The sequence below is a fragment of the Olivibacter ginsenosidimutans genome (assembly GCF_039542865.1).
GTDB classification, from domain to species: Bacteria; Bacteroidota; Bacteroidia; order Sphingobacteriales; family Sphingobacteriaceae; genus Olivibacter; species Olivibacter ginsenosidimutans.
Genome location: NZ_BAABIQ010000044.1, coordinates 197,004 through 209,359 on the forward strand (window position 1 = coordinate 197,004; position 12,356 = coordinate 209,359).

15 protein-coding genes are annotated in these 12,356 nt (G+C 40.4%); 8 read left to right on the forward strand and 7 right to left on the reverse strand.

Features of this window, described 5'->3' with window-relative positions; genetic code table 11:
• Window positions 1–22 precede the first annotated feature (22 nt).
• The 3 genes from ABD930_RS20370 to ABD930_RS20380 all read left to right on the forward strand — a co-directional run bounded on the left by ABD930_RS20370 (window position 23) and on the right by ABD930_RS20380 (window position 2,310).
• On the forward strand, window positions 23–1,447 hold the full coding sequence (locus ABD930_RS20370; RefSeq protein WP_345234845.1) for an efflux transporter outer membrane subunit: 1,425 nt from the start codon (window positions 23–25) through the stop codon (window positions 1,445–1,447).
• A gap of 94 nt (window positions 1,448–1,541) precedes the next feature.
• Window positions 1,542–1,772 (forward strand): 4a-hydroxytetrahydrobiopterin dehydratase, encoded by a 231-nt coding sequence (locus ABD930_RS20375; protein ID WP_345234847.1) that lies wholly within the window; start codon window positions 1,542–1,544, stop codon window positions 1,770–1,772.
• A gap of 37 nt (window positions 1,773–1,809) precedes the next feature.
• Window positions 1,810–2,310, forward strand: coding sequence for a GNAT family N-acetyltransferase (locus ABD930_RS20380; protein ID WP_345234849.1), 501 nt, complete (start codon window positions 1,810–1,812; stop codon window positions 2,308–2,310).
• A gap of 27 nt (window positions 2,311–2,337) precedes the next feature.
• Here ABD930_RS20380 and ABD930_RS20385 read toward each other — a convergent pair whose 3' ends face one another.
• The gene (locus ABD930_RS20385) at window positions 2,338–2,682 is read right to left on the reverse strand and encodes a cupin domain-containing protein (protein ID WP_345234851.1); all 345 of its coding nucleotides are present in this window, start codon (window positions 2,680–2,682) and stop codon (window positions 2,338–2,340) included.
• 154 nt (window positions 2,683–2,836) lie between these two features.
• Complete coding sequence (locus ABD930_RS20390; protein ID WP_345234853.1) at window positions 2,837–4,255, reverse strand: glycoside hydrolase family 125 protein; 1,419 nt, start codon at window positions 4,253–4,255, stop codon at window positions 2,837–2,839.
• Between the two features lie 326 nt (window positions 4,256–4,581).
• Here ABD930_RS20390 and ABD930_RS20395 point away from each other — a divergent pair, with 326 nt between their 5' ends.
• On the forward strand, window positions 4,582–5,571 hold the full coding sequence (locus tag ABD930_RS20395) for an L-dopachrome tautomerase-related protein (protein ID WP_345234855.1): 990 nt from the start codon (window positions 4,582–4,584) through the stop codon (window positions 5,569–5,571).
• Window positions 5,572–5,700: 129 nt separating this feature from the next.
• On the opposite strand, the gene ABD930_RS20400 is transcribed toward ABD930_RS20395, so the two are convergent.
• On the reverse strand, window positions 5,701–6,579 hold the full coding sequence (locus ABD930_RS20400; RefSeq protein WP_345234857.1) for a LysR family transcriptional regulator: 879 nt from the start codon (window positions 6,577–6,579) through the stop codon (window positions 5,701–5,703).
• A gap of 91 nt (window positions 6,580–6,670) precedes the next feature.
• Between ABD930_RS20400 and ABD930_RS20405 the strand changes: the two genes are divergently transcribed.
• On the forward strand, window positions 6,671–7,393 hold the full coding sequence (locus ABD930_RS20405; RefSeq protein ID WP_345234859.1) for a class I SAM-dependent methyltransferase: 723 nt from the start codon (window positions 6,671–6,673) through the stop codon (window positions 7,391–7,393).
• A 37-nt stretch (window positions 7,394–7,430) separates the two neighbouring features.
• Here the strand turns inward: ABD930_RS20405 and ABD930_RS20410 are convergent, their stop codons facing one another.
• Window positions 7,431–7,727: a hypothetical protein gene (locus ABD930_RS20410; protein WP_345234861.1), complete on the reverse strand. Its 297-nt coding sequence runs from the start codon at window positions 7,725–7,727 to the stop codon at window positions 7,431–7,433.
• A 133-nt stretch (window positions 7,728–7,860) separates the two neighbouring features.
• On the opposite strand from ABD930_RS20410, the gene ABD930_RS20415 reads away from it, so the two are divergent.
• The 3 genes from ABD930_RS20415 (at window position 7,861) to mgtE (ending at window position 10,803) form a co-directional block, all read left to right on the forward strand.
• A complete protein-coding gene (locus tag ABD930_RS20415) occupies window positions 7,861–8,448 on the forward strand; it encodes a YMGG-like glycine zipper-containing protein (protein ID WP_345234863.1) in 588 nt (195 codons plus the stop codon).
• Between the two features lie 317 nt (window positions 8,449–8,765).
• Entirely contained in the window at window positions 8,766–9,338 is a 573-nt protein-coding gene (locus ABD930_RS20420) for a hypothetical protein (RefSeq protein ID WP_345234865.1), read from the forward strand.
• A gap of 148 nt (window positions 9,339–9,486) precedes the next feature.
• Complete coding sequence (gene mgtE / locus ABD930_RS20425; protein WP_345234867.1) at window positions 9,487–10,803, forward strand: magnesium transporter; 1,317 nt, start codon at window positions 9,487–9,489, stop codon at window positions 10,801–10,803.
• Here mgtE and ABD930_RS20430 read toward each other — a convergent pair.
• From ABD930_RS20430 to ABD930_RS20440, 3 genes are all read right to left on the reverse strand, one after another.
• Window positions 10,758–11,462 (reverse strand): ATP-dependent Clp protease proteolytic subunit, encoded by a 705-nt coding sequence (locus ABD930_RS20430; RefSeq protein WP_345234870.1) that lies wholly within the window; start codon window positions 11,460–11,462, stop codon window positions 10,758–10,760. The genes mgtE and ABD930_RS20430 overlap by 46 nt on opposite strands.
• 96 nt (window positions 11,463–11,558) lie before the next feature.
• Window positions 11,559–11,825, reverse strand: a complete 267-nt coding sequence (locus tag ABD930_RS20435) for a hypothetical protein (protein WP_345234872.1) — start codon at window positions 11,823–11,825, stop codon at window positions 11,559–11,561.
• Window positions 11,806–12,345 carry an RNA polymerase sigma factor gene (locus tag ABD930_RS20440; RefSeq protein WP_345234874.1) on the reverse strand — a complete coding sequence of 180 codons (540 nt, stop codon included), beginning with the start codon at window positions 12,343–12,345 and terminating at the stop codon, window positions 11,806–11,808. Before ABD930_RS20440 ends, ABD930_RS20435 begins: the two co-directional genes overlap by 20 nt.
• Window positions 12,346–12,356: the final 11 nt, after the last annotated feature.

Here is a 12,356-nt window from a genome sequence, read left to right on the forward strand (position 1 = left end):
TTATTTTATAATATTTTATACAATGCATACTAGATCTTATTTCTTTATTATATTGTTTTTGCAGGCCTTATTTATGGCTTGCAAAACCACAGAAAAAACACTAGAACAAACCAATCTAGTGCCTGAGCACTACCGCAACCAGGAAGACGGTCAACAAGACTCATCAAGTATTGCAGGAATTGCCTGGCGTGATTTTTTTAGTGACTCTATATTGCGGCAACTCATCGATACAGCTTTAGTGCATAATGTCGATATGCAATTGGCCGTAAAAAATATTGAGGCTGCTCAATTGACTTTAAAACAAGCAAAAGCAGGTTATCTACCCGACGTAAATTTGCAGGTGACGGCAAATACTTCAAGGCCCTCAGATAATAGCTTAAATGGCTTGAGTTTAAATCAATTCTTAGAAGGTAGCAAGCACATTGAAGACTATACCGCAGCCGTAGCCCTTTCTTGGGAAGCTGATATTTGGGGCAAAGTCAAAAATCGAAAGACTGAAGCATTGGCGAGTTATCTACAAACTGCTGAAGCAAAAAAAGCCATACAGACACGTCTAATTGCTACTATTGCACAAGGCTATTATAACCTCCTCATGTTACAGGAACAACTAAAGGTAGCACATCAAAATCTTTTATTAAATGACAGCACCCTCCATATCATGAAACAGCAATACGAGGTTGGCGAAATTACATTACTTGGATTACAGCAAACAGAAGCCCAACGTATGGCAGCAGCGTCATTGGTTCCCGATTTTGAACAGCAAATCAATATTCAGGAAAATGCGCTGAGCATTTTAAGCGGGAAATTACCAGAAGCTGTTGCAACAAAAACAATATTAGACAATATTTCCGTTCCTGAAACAGTTGACGCCGGAATCCCTTCTTCCTTACTTAGTAGAAGGCCTGATGTCAAACAAGCTGAATTGGCGATTACTGCCGCACAAGCAAATCAACGTTACGCTAAAGCAAACCTATATCCCTCGCTTACCATAAGTGCCCAAGCTGGTGTAAACGCATTTAAAGCGAGTGATTGGTTTACCGTTCCCGCTTCACTTTTCGGAACGGCTATCGGCGGAATTACCCAACCTATCCTCCAGCGAAAACAGCTAAAAACACAATATAAATTAGCTGTCATTGATCAGGAAAAAACGGTAATTCAGTTTAGACAGTCTGTAATTACAGCTGTTGGGGAAGTATCCGATGCGCTAGTTGCGTTAAATAAGCTTAAGGAAAGACAGGCCATTGCGAGCAGCCGTACCCTTAAATTGCAACAGGCCATCCATAATGCCGACCTACTGTTTAATACAGGCATGGCAACCTATCTTGAAGTAATCACCGCACAAAGTAGTGTATTACAAAGTGAGTTAGAATTAGCACAGCTAAAAAAAGCTCAACTCGTTGCTTTGGTTGATCTGTACCGCTCATTAGGCGGAGGATGGCAATTGTAAAACAAAAGGCAAGGTTTACTGTTCATAATTTAGAGCCTGTTTAAATTTACATAATTAATTAAACAGGCTCTAAGTATATTAAATTGCGATGATTATGTGGCGAGAAACAGAAAACAGCCTATATAAGCGCTTTGAATTCAATGATTTTTCAGAAGCCTTTGCTTTTATGACAAGGGTAGCACTATTAGCAGAAAAACAAAACCATCATCCGAAGTGGACCAATAGCTGGAACACGCTTGAAATCTGGTTATCTACACATGATGCGGGGGATAAAGTGACCGAAAGGGATCGAAAATTGGCGACGGCTATTGATCAGATAATGTAAACATTATTTAGTTATTTTGTCCTTTCAAAATAACGTCATGATTGAAATTATTGCAGCCAATATACAAGATATAAAGATCATTCAAGAGATTGCTTATAATACATGGCCAACTACCTTTGGCACTATTTTAAGTCCCGAACAAATCACTTACATGCTCGATATGATGTATAGTCAGGCATCGCTGACCAAACAGCTAACCGATCTTCAGCATCATTTCTTATTGGCGAAACAAGCCGAAACAGTTGTCGGCTTTGTCTCTTATGAAACACCTTATAGAGGGCTATCCCAAACGAAGATTCACAAAATTTATATTCTTCCTACCACACAGCGATCAGGTGTTGGTCGTAAATTAATGGATGAAGTAGAACGTATCGCTAGAAATAAGGGAGATCGGCAACTGCTTTTAAATGTCAATAAATTCAATACAGCTGAAAACTTCTATAAACAATTAGGTTTCGATATTATCGGTATGGAAGATATTGATATTGGTGCTGGCTTTCTTATGGAGGATAAGATCATGGCGAAAAAGCTCAGTTGATCTCATCATTACATCGCCACTGCCGGATCATTCATTTACTAAAAAGTCTGGCCGGTGAGGTGTAAATACATCGATCAATGTACCAGCCTTCAAACATTCGCAACCGTGCAAAACATTTGGCGGAACATAATAACCATCACCTTTTGTTAGAATTTTGGTTTCATTTCCGATAAGCAGCTTAAAAATACCGCTTTCTACATAAGAAACTTGGACTTGATGATGCGCATGTACTTCTCCAATTGCGCCCTTTTCAAATTTCACCTTGACCATCATGATCGCATCGTCATGTCCAAAGATTTGTCGTTGAATGCCCTTACCTGCATCTTGCCACTGAATTTCCTGATTTACCTGAAATAATTCACTTGTTATCATCTTTTCCTTAATACTTTTGGCAATTTATGAAAAATCAAATAAGATTCGGCCCTTTAAACGTACTTTTACAAGGAAAACGCCGGAAACAAAAAATGTTTTAGTTAAAACAATAACTAAAACATTTTAGTTTTCTAAGTCAAAAAAAACTTGGCTATTAGCTCAACAAACTTTTTTTCCGTTGATAGGTCTCCCAAAGCAATTCACCAAAAAGCGTATTGGTCCACGCAAACCATGAACGGGTGAATTTAGTAGGATCGTCCTTATGAAACGATTCGTGCATAAATCCTTTTCCACCATGGCATTTTTGTAACATTTGGATACAGTGTTTTATTTCTTTATCATCGGTGCTTGTTAAGGCTCTAATGATAATACTCATCGGCCAAATCATGTCTTTACCAATATGTGGACCGCCAACACCTTCACCGGCAGTTCCTTTATAAAAGAATGGATTATCCTCTGAAAGGATAAATTTACGGGTATTCACATAAACTGGGTCATTGGTCTTTACAGCACCTAAATAAGGTAAAGCCAGCAAACTTGGCACGTTCGCATCGTCCATCAATAGGTGACCGCCATAGCCATCCACTTCAAAAGCATAGATATCCCCATATTTCGGATGCTTTACTTTAGCATACTTATCCAAAGCCGTTTCTACCTCTTTTGCTAAACCCGCTAGTTCGTTAGCTAGCGCATTATCGTTCAAAATAGTTTTTACCATCTCCGCGGCCTGTTTCAACGATACGACGGCAAAAAAGTTAGACGGTATCAAGAAAGAAAGAACAGTAGCATCATCGCTTGGCCGAAAAGAAGAACAGATCAATCCAACCGGTTTTACAGGATAACCATAGCCATCCATTGGAAGGGTATCCGTAGCTCTACCTGTTACCCGTTCAAAATGGTACGGACTGTTGCCGTCTTTACGTTGCTGCTCTTTAAATGTTTTTAAAATATTTTGGATCGCTTCTTTCCAAACTGCATTAAATGGTGTGGTATCTTTCGTCTCTTTCCAGTAATGATAAGCCAAACGGATGGGATAACATAAAGAATCAATCTCCCATTTCCGCTCGTGTACCCCTGGGCGCATATCGGTTTTATCCTTAGCCCACTCTCCTACTTTTTCCGGATCATCATAAAAGGCATTAGCATAAGGATCCTTTAGAACATAATCCGTTTGTCGATTAATAACACCTGCTATTAAATCGGCTAAATGCTTGTCTTCCTTTACTAGCGCAAGATAGGGCCAAACCTGGGCACTACTGTCACGTAACCACATGGCATCGATATCTCCGGTAATCACGTAAGTATCGGGTACGCCGTCAGTCGACTGAAAAAATACAGTGGTATCCAATGTATTTGGAAAACAGTTTCCAAATAGCCAAGCAAGTTCCTTATTCTTTACCTTGCTTTGAAAAGTTTTGATCACTCCTTCTACGGCTTCACTGGTAAAATTACGCATGTTTTCAGCAACCCTAACCGCTGGAAAATTTTCCTCTTGGCCGAATGCTAGATTATTGCTAAAATAATAACCGGCTCCAAGGGCTACGGTACTTTTAATAAAACTTCTTCTTTCCATTTGTTGTCTATTAGCTATGGGGTTTTAAACGCCTATGTTAGCGCATTACTCCTCTAATTACGCCGTAAACATATAGATTTTCCGCTACAAAACAAAGTTCTCCTTCACTTCCTATTCACGACCCCGTTTCCCGCCATCTTCCCGCTACTTTGCCGCTATTTATCCGCTGTCGATATCCCAAAAGATATACTATATGGATATAGCGTGAATAGGATCTAACTAGAAGGCGAATGGAAGGCAAAGATAGATAGGTGTTAATACCTTATCCATGGAGAGGCAAACAATTTTTTTTGTTCTTTGTCTTGTTAACAAATAATCATGTAAAAATGAAATGCATTCCTTGGTTATCTCTTTTCCTTATGCTTGCCGTTGCCACAAAACTAAAAGGCCAAAATAATCCAATCGAAGTAGCTTCTTTTGGCGAAAACCAACCCATCGGTATGGCTGTATCCGAAAAGACCAACCGCATCTTTGTATCCTTCCCACATAACGAACCGTTCTTATATGCACTAACAGAAATCATTGACGGGAAGCGGGTGCCTTATCCCAATAAAGAATGGAACGTATATCAGTCCAATCAACCCGAGGAGCATTTTGTCAACGTACAAGACATGATGGTGGATGATCGGGATATGTTATGGGTACTCGATTCAAAACCCGGAGGCGGCAATTCTGTATTCGGAGATAGTAAGCAAGCAGGTGGTCAGTTCAAATTGGTAAAAATTGATTTAAAGGACAATCAAGTTAAGAAAACCTACACCTTTGATGATTTACCAAAAAATAAAAGTGCATTAAATGATGTTCGTATAGATAACAATAAACAGCTCGCGTATTTATCCGATCCAGCTTTAAAAGCCATTGTCGTCCTGAATCTGGTGAACGGAAAAAGTCGGATTGTACTTCAGGATGATCCTGCTACCCTAGCGCAACCCGGCTATGTCTTACACATCGAAGGAAAAGATGTCATGGATGCCAGCAAGCAACCATTTGTATCTAACGTTAATGGGATTGCCTTAACGCGTGACAACCAATATCTTTACTTTCGGGCTATTAACCAAGACTACCTGTATCGTATCGAAACGAAATATCTCGCAGATACATCCCTCGATAAACAAACCCGCTCATCGAAAGTGGAAAAAGTAGCTAAAACAGGTGTTTGCCATGGCATGATTGCCGATCGTAAGGGTAACATCTACTTGACAGTATCCACAGAAAAAGCGATAAAATACTTAAGTCCGGATGGACAAATCCACTTACTTTCACAAAGCGATCAATACATTTGGCCAGATTCTTTTGGTATTGGAAAAGACGGTTAGCTTTATTTCACCTGTTCACAAGTGAATAGAAATGCCGGCTACAATGATGGTAAAAAAGCATATGTTTATCCATTTAAAGCATTCAAGGTAAAAATGCCTGAGAACTGAGACGAAATGTAAAACATAAGCTTAAAGCCTAGCGCTTAAAGCTTTAAAGCCACTCTTAAAACTGTCCAATGCCGGATGTTCCGTATGATGATGATGAGCCATAACAATTTCCGTGTATACCGGAATATCTTCCAAATCTGTAAATTTTAAATGGAGGGAGGGATATTGGCCCTTTATGGATGCCGGAACCAAGGCTATTCCAAGATTATTTTCTACCAAACTTAATATCGAATGCATATTGTTACATTCATGGACAACCTGAGGTTCAAAGCCAATTCTGCGACAACAAGCAATAAACTGTTGATGGTAATGCGGAGCGTAGTGACGATTATAGGAGATAAAATGTGCCTGTATGAAATCGTCTATACCTAATGCCAATGGTTTTTCGGCAGAGCAGACTAGTGCAAACTTATCTTGCCATAGCGAAGTAATTTCCAATTGTGTGGAAGCAATCGGCGCGCGTAAAATCCCTACATCTAACTTACCTTCCTCCAAAGCCTTCACCTGCTTGATCGTAGAAAGCTCATACAAACGCGTTTTTAGTAGGGGATATTCATCCTGCAATTTTTGCAGGATTTTAGCAAGCGCTATTAATGATGTCGAACTGATGTAGCCAATCCGAAATTCCCCGCTCACCGAATCATGAATTTGCTTGACCAATTGCTTGCTCCGCTCCAACTGCCCGATAAGTGATTCGCAAGATTTAAAAAAGTAAGCGCCAGCCTCGGTCAGGCGAACCCGCCTATTGTTCCGGTAAAATAACTGCACACCAAGCTCTTGTTCTAATTCTTTAATCTGCCGTGTTAACGGCGGTTGCGAAATATGCAGACGTTCGGCAGCTTTACTAAAATGTAAAAGTTCAGCCACTGTTTTAAAATAAAGCAGGTGACGTAATTCCATGATACCTCAAAGGTATTAATAATTGCAAATAATAGTATTTTTAAGCTATCATTTATTCCGATAAATTTGTCTTAAACATAAACGACAGCAAATGGATAATTTTGTAAACAAATCGACAGTTGATGAAATCAAAGCACGTTTTGATAAAGATGTAGAACGCTTTTCCAATTTAGAAACCGGCCAGCAAACAACCATCGACGCCGCTTTCAGCATGGAGCTAATTGTAGATAGTATTGTAGCGTGTACGCCCAACTTGAAGACGGTATTAGATATCGGCTGTGGCGCCGGAAATTATACGTTAAAGCTTTTAAGCAAAAAAGCGCCATTGGACTGTACCCTATTAGATCTCAGCTTACCCATGTTGCAACGGGCAAAAGAACGTGTTGAAGCGGTCAATACAGGAATCATCACGATTATACAGGAAGATATACGAACAGCTCCTTTGCCTGAGAACCATTACGATACCATTATGGCTGCGGCTGTCTTACATCATTTACGGGATGATCAAGATTGGGAAGAAGCGTTTACCAAATTATATCACCTCCTGAAACCGGGAGGCAGTCTATGGGTTTCTGATTTTATCAAGCAAGAAACGCCTACTATTCAACAGCTCATTTACCAAGAGCGTTTCGGTGAATACCTCATCCATTTAAAAGATGAAACGTATCGAGATAAGGTATTTGACTATATTGCAAAGGAAGACACCCCTCGTTCCGTCAATTATCAGTTAAAATTATTAGAAAAAGTCGGATTTCGAAAGACAGAAATCTTGCATAAAAATTTATGCTTTGCCGCTTTTGGAGCAATTAAATGAGTTGCGTGTGAAGCGTTTTCTTTCCCACAACGGGCAACTAACAACTCGCAACGCGTAACTTATAGAACAGATCTTCCCATTCTTCATCGAGCGAATGCTGCGGCATGGGTTGATCTGCCCGGTTATACCAATATTGCGCATTCCAGCGGTCACCTTCCTTACGGTGTAAATAAGCGTGTACATGTGCAGAAATAGCATCGGTTAACTGATCTATAAGATCATGGGCACGTTGCCAATTGCCCTTCGCATCGTACCACAACGCTTTTAGGTGAACGGAAAATGCCACTGGAGGTTCGCTTAAGGTAAGTGTTTCTTTAAATGCTTCTAAAGTCATCTTCATCATTGTTAAGAATGATAAATTTCTGTAAAATCTGGTCAATCACAAAAAAGTTTTCTTTTATTTCAGTGTAGCTTGTCTTTTTTGGCACAATTTTTTCATTGGTATTCATCAGAAAAGGAATAACGTCATGAATAAATGGATAGCTATATGCCTATTTGCCGGAATTGGCTTTACGGCATGTAATGATAACAAAGCAAAAGAAGAAGCATTAGCCAAGCAGGAAGCACTGCAACACGTTAAAGACAGCTTGGCGCTAGATAGCTTTAGAAGAGCTGATGCTGAAAAAAAAGCGATAGCCGAGGAAAGTTCAAAACAGGCTGAAGAACAAGCTTCATCCAATCCCAATTCAGCTAATCGTCAGGCTACAAGTTCTTCTAAGAAATCTAATGCGGGTACGACAGGAACAGAAACCACTAACGATGTTTACCAAGATCAAGGTGATGCAGGATATGATGGTGATACTGGCTATGAACAAGCTAATGAGCCGGTAGCTCAACCCAGCGAAAATACGCCTGTTGCTACAGCTCCTAAGAAAAAAGGATGGAGTGATGCTGCTAAGGGAACTGCGATTGGAGCTGGTGCTGGTGCAGTTTTAGGTACGATTATCGGTAAGGGCAAAGGCGCAGCTATCGGAGCTGCTGTTGGTGGTGCTGGTGGTTACGCCATTGGCCGAAAGAAAGACCGGCAAAGCGGGCGTGTACAGAAAAAGGATTAACACCGCCTAGCCTTAATATCAACGAATAATTGAATAAATTGCCACAAGAGATTATAAAGACGTGATCTCGACTGTAGTAGAGCTGTCATTATTTTTAGGTAAACTTCTGATAGTCCTATAAAATAAAAAGGTTTCCAAAATAATTTTGGAAACCTTTTTATTTTACCGTATCTGTAGAAAAGTAGTCCCGCTCCACCTTCTCCCCTTTGTAAATCTCCTCATGTTAAAACGTGAATATATTTTATTTCATTTTCTTGTTTCCCTTCCTTCTATTTCGTCCGACTATACGGATAAACAACATAAAAAAACACAAGATTATGAAAACATTCATCAAACATCTATTATTTTTTTTACTGATTATGGGTAGTTTCAATGCCTGTAAAAAAGGAGATATCGGTCCAGAGGGGCCTCAAGGTATCCAAGGGGAGCAGGGCGAAAAAGGAGACAAAGGAGATAAAGGCAGTAAAGGTGATCAAGGAAATGCCAATGTCATTACACGAACGTTTACGGCCAATAAGATTACATGGACCAGCAGTGTTATATTTTCAACCAATTATGTGGTCGCCACGCTGTCTGTGCCAGAAATTACTGCGGATATCGTCAATAATGGTGCTGTAATGGTTTATGGTGGCTTCTTTTGGGAAAGCCCTTGGAGTGCCTTACCCCTTTCCTTCTATGAGACGGGTAAAACCAACCATTTCACCTATGGTATTAAAGCAGGTTCGGTTACACTGCGTGTACATAACTCCAGCAATACGGCTCCTTCTGCTCCGGGAATTGCATTCAAAGTTGTTGTCATTGCAGGTAAAGCGGCAACAGCAGCGAAAAATAATCAAGTTGATTTGAATAATTATCAAACAGTAAAACAATTTTTTAAACTAGACGACTAAAAGCGTCTTTTATCTTCTATGATCAGCGGGTGTTTCCTATCTTTGTCAAAACAAATGTAGAAGACACCCGCTACATTGTATATCCATACTTTTTTATCTAAGTTTGTCGCGAAAAATAATCAGGGCTGCTCACTGAAAATGATAGGTTATGGAAAGATTTTTGGAAACACATCCTGCGGATATCGCAGAGCAAATGGCAGCATTGACACCAAAGGAAAGGTATTTAACCTTTCTACGGTTAACCAGTGATCAAAAAGCAGAAGTCTTTTCCTATTTTGATCCCCCTATACAAGAGGAAATTATTAAAAGCTTAGGCGATCGGGACGTTGCCGTTGTCTTGAATAATTTGGAGCCAGATGATAGAACGCTACTTTTTGAAAACTTTCCTGACGATCTCATTAAACGATTGATCAATCTACTTAACGCTGAGGAGAAAGAAATTGCTTTAAATCTCATCGGCTATCCTCCACAAAGTATTGCCAAATTAATGACTCCGCATTACGTGCAAGCGAAAAGCAACTGGACGGTCGAGCAGGTGTTTACACATATTAAGAAATTTGGCAAAAAAGCAGAAACATTAAATTATATTTATGTAGTCGATAACCAGAATCGATTAATTGACGACTTAAAGATCGGGCAATTGTTAATGGCAGAGCGCGATACGCTTATGGCTGATTTGATGGATAACAATTTTATATCCATTACCAGCACGACACCCATTGAGGCTGCCTTAGACATCTTCGAAAAATATGATCGGGAAGCGCTACCCATTACAACAGAAAAGGGCGTGTTGATTGGAATTGTAACGTTTGACGACATATTAGATCAAATTAAAGAACGGGATACCGAAGATATTCAAAAATTTGGTGGTGTAGAAGAGCTGGACCTATCGTATACCAAAACCAGCTGGATAGAGCTGGTAAGAAAAAGGGCTGGATGGTTAATCATTCTATTTGTAGGCGAAATGTTTACCGCATCCGCGATGGGGTATTTCGATGGAGAAATTGAGAAGGCCGTGGTACTCGCTTTATTTATCCCGCTTATTATTTCGAGCGGTGGAAATTCGGGCTCACAAGCCGCCTCTCTTATTATTCGGGCAATGGCTTTGGGTGAACTCAAGTTAAGTGATTGGTGGTATGTGATGCGTAAAGAAATTTTCTCCGGACTTTTATTAGGTTCCATATTAGGCCTTATTGGTTTCTTACGGGTATTTATTTGGCAGAAAACAGGTATATACGATTACGGTATCTATTGGTTTTGGGTAGGGATTAGTGTGGCCGTTTCGTTAACTTTTATCGTGCTATGGGGATCGCTTTCCGGTTCGCTGATTCCTTTTGTACTCAGAAAGCTAGGGCTAGACCCCGCTACGGCGTCTGCGCCCTTTGTGGCAACCCTAGTTGATGTTACGGGTTTAATTATCTATTTCTCGGTAGCTGCATTATTTTTATCTGGCAAATTGTTGTAAAGCACTTCATCCAGCATGCCATATTTTTTAGCCTCTTCGGCGGTCATCCAGTAATCCCGGTTAGACGACGTGTGTACCCAATCATACGATTGCCCGCTATGGTTTGCAATAATATGATAGAGCTCTTTTTGTAATTTGAGCGTTTCCTGCAGATTAATTTCCATATCGGCAGCAGTGCCCTGCATGCCTCCCGAGGGCTGATGGATCATGACACGCGCATGTTTTAAAGCCGCTCTTTTTCCCGCCGCACCAGCACATAACAATACCGCACCAAAAGATAAAGCAATGCCGGTACAGATAGTAGCCACATCGGGTGAAATATACTGCATAGTATCGTAAATGCCTAAACCTGCGTACACGGATCCTCCCGGACAATTGATATAAAGCTGAATGTCTTTTTGCGCATCCGTTGATTGCAAAAACAGCAATTGAGCCTGTATAATATTCGCTACCCGATCGTCTACCGCATTACCGAGAAAGATAATCCGATCCATCATCAATCGCGAAAACACATCCATCTGCGCTACATTGAGCTGACGTTCCTCGGTTATATAAGGCGTCATAGACATGGATATCGTCGTTTCTATGTGCTTAGCATACTCGTCAAAGGTATTCCCACTCACCCCGTAGTGGGATACAGCAAATTTTCTAAATTCCATATAGTTATTTGTTATTCGTTGTTGGTTGTTGGTTATTCGTTATAGCCTGTCCGGCTACTAACGGGTTGTTAGCTTTTCTTTCACCAAGCCTACAGCCTATAAAAAATACTGCTTTATTTTCTGTACAAGCCGTTTGTGTGCAGGTTGGGTAAACAGCGCGTGTTCTACCCGCTGCAATTGCTCACGAACGCTTTCCCGACTATAAACCTGAATCAGCTGATAGCAACGTTGTTGAAGCGACAGGCGTTCCTGTAAACCTTCTTCAAGTAATAGTCTTGCCTCAAGCAATAGCTTATCCTCAGGAGATAGCCGCTGCTGGAGATAGTCTTCTAACAAACGGATTTCAATTAATGATGTCCTCATACTGACCTATATTTTTTTTAACAAAATCCCGCACTTTTTCCAAACATTTAAACTTTTGCACCGTCGCCGATCGCTCGCTGGCAAAGCCAAATCGCTTCGCCAGATCAGCCATCGTTAATTGTTCATAATAGAAACTCTTTAACAATTGCATGCATCGTTCTCCAGCCTGCTTAAGCATTTGCACAATTTGCCTATCAGCTATGGTCTCTTCCTTTGTTTCCGGCACATCCCATTGCTCGTTCAAGGGCTCCATCGTCACCTGCTGCTTAAACCGACGGATCCATAAATGCTTGGATATACCGAAGATGTAACCTTTTTCCGTATTCCTAATGGGTGTCGATCCACTTTGTACGCGTTCATAATAAATCAGCAGCGCGTCCTGAAAAACATCTTTTGCCTCTTCCAAAGTTCCTCCTCTTTTTCCGATATATCGGGCTACCGTAGGGAATACTTTTTTATAAAGTTGCAGGAAAACACCATCAGAAACGGTTACCTGCTTCTTGTCTTCTTCCAATACCATTATTATCGTGC

Bases quoted from the DNA above. Each gene is read 5' to 3' on its own strand.
- ABD930_RS20410 (WP_345234861.1), bottom strand. From the start codon at position 7,727: ATGACTTTAGAAGCATTTAAAGAAACACTTACCTTAAGCGAACCTCCA.
- ABD930_RS20390 (WP_345234853.1), bottom strand. From the start codon at position 4,255: ATGGAAAGAAGAAGTTTTATTAAAAGTACCGTAGCCCTTGGAGCCGGT.
- ABD930_RS20385 (WP_345234851.1), bottom strand. From the start codon at position 2,682: ATGATAACAAGTGAATTATTTCAGGTAAATCAGGAAATTCAGTGGCAA.
- ABD930_RS20405 (WP_345234859.1), top strand. From the start codon at position 6,671: ATGGATAATTTTGTAAACAAATCGACAGTTGATGAAATCAAAGCACGT.
- ABD930_RS20380 (WP_345234849.1), top strand. From the start codon at position 1,810: ATGATTGAAATTATTGCAGCCAATATACAAGATATAAAGATCATTCAA.
- ABD930_RS20440 (WP_345234874.1), bottom strand. From the start codon at position 12,345: ATGGTATTGGAAGAAGACAAGAAGCAGGTAACCGTTTCTGATGGTGTT.
- ABD930_RS20430 (WP_345234870.1), bottom strand. From the start codon at position 11,462: ATGGAATTTAGAAAATTTGCTGTATCCCACTACGGGGTGAGTGGGAAT.
- ABD930_RS20420 (WP_345234865.1), top strand. From the start codon at position 8,766: ATGAAAACATTCATCAAACATCTATTATTTTTTTTACTGATTATGGGT.
- mgtE (WP_345234867.1), top strand. From the start codon at position 9,487: ATGGAAAGATTTTTGGAAACACATCCTGCGGATATCGCAGAGCAAATG.
- ABD930_RS20400 (WP_345234857.1), bottom strand. From the start codon at position 6,579: ATGGAATTACGTCACCTGCTTTATTTTAAAACAGTGGCTGAACTTTTA.
- ABD930_RS20375 (WP_345234847.1), top strand. From the start codon at position 1,542: ATGTGGCGAGAAACAGAAAACAGCCTATATAAGCGCTTTGAATTCAAT.
- ABD930_RS20370 (WP_345234845.1), top strand. From the start codon at position 23: ATGCATACTAGATCTTATTTCTTTATTATATTGTTTTTGCAGGCCTTA.
- ABD930_RS20415 (WP_345234863.1), top strand. From the start codon at position 7,861: ATGAATAAATGGATAGCTATATGCCTATTTGCCGGAATTGGCTTTACG.
- ABD930_RS20435 (WP_345234872.1), bottom strand. From the start codon at position 11,825: ATGAGGACATCATTAATTGAAATCCGTTTGTTAGAAGACTATCTCCAG.
- ABD930_RS20395 (WP_345234855.1), top strand. From the start codon at position 4,582: ATGAAATGCATTCCTTGGTTATCTCTTTTCCTTATGCTTGCCGTTGCC.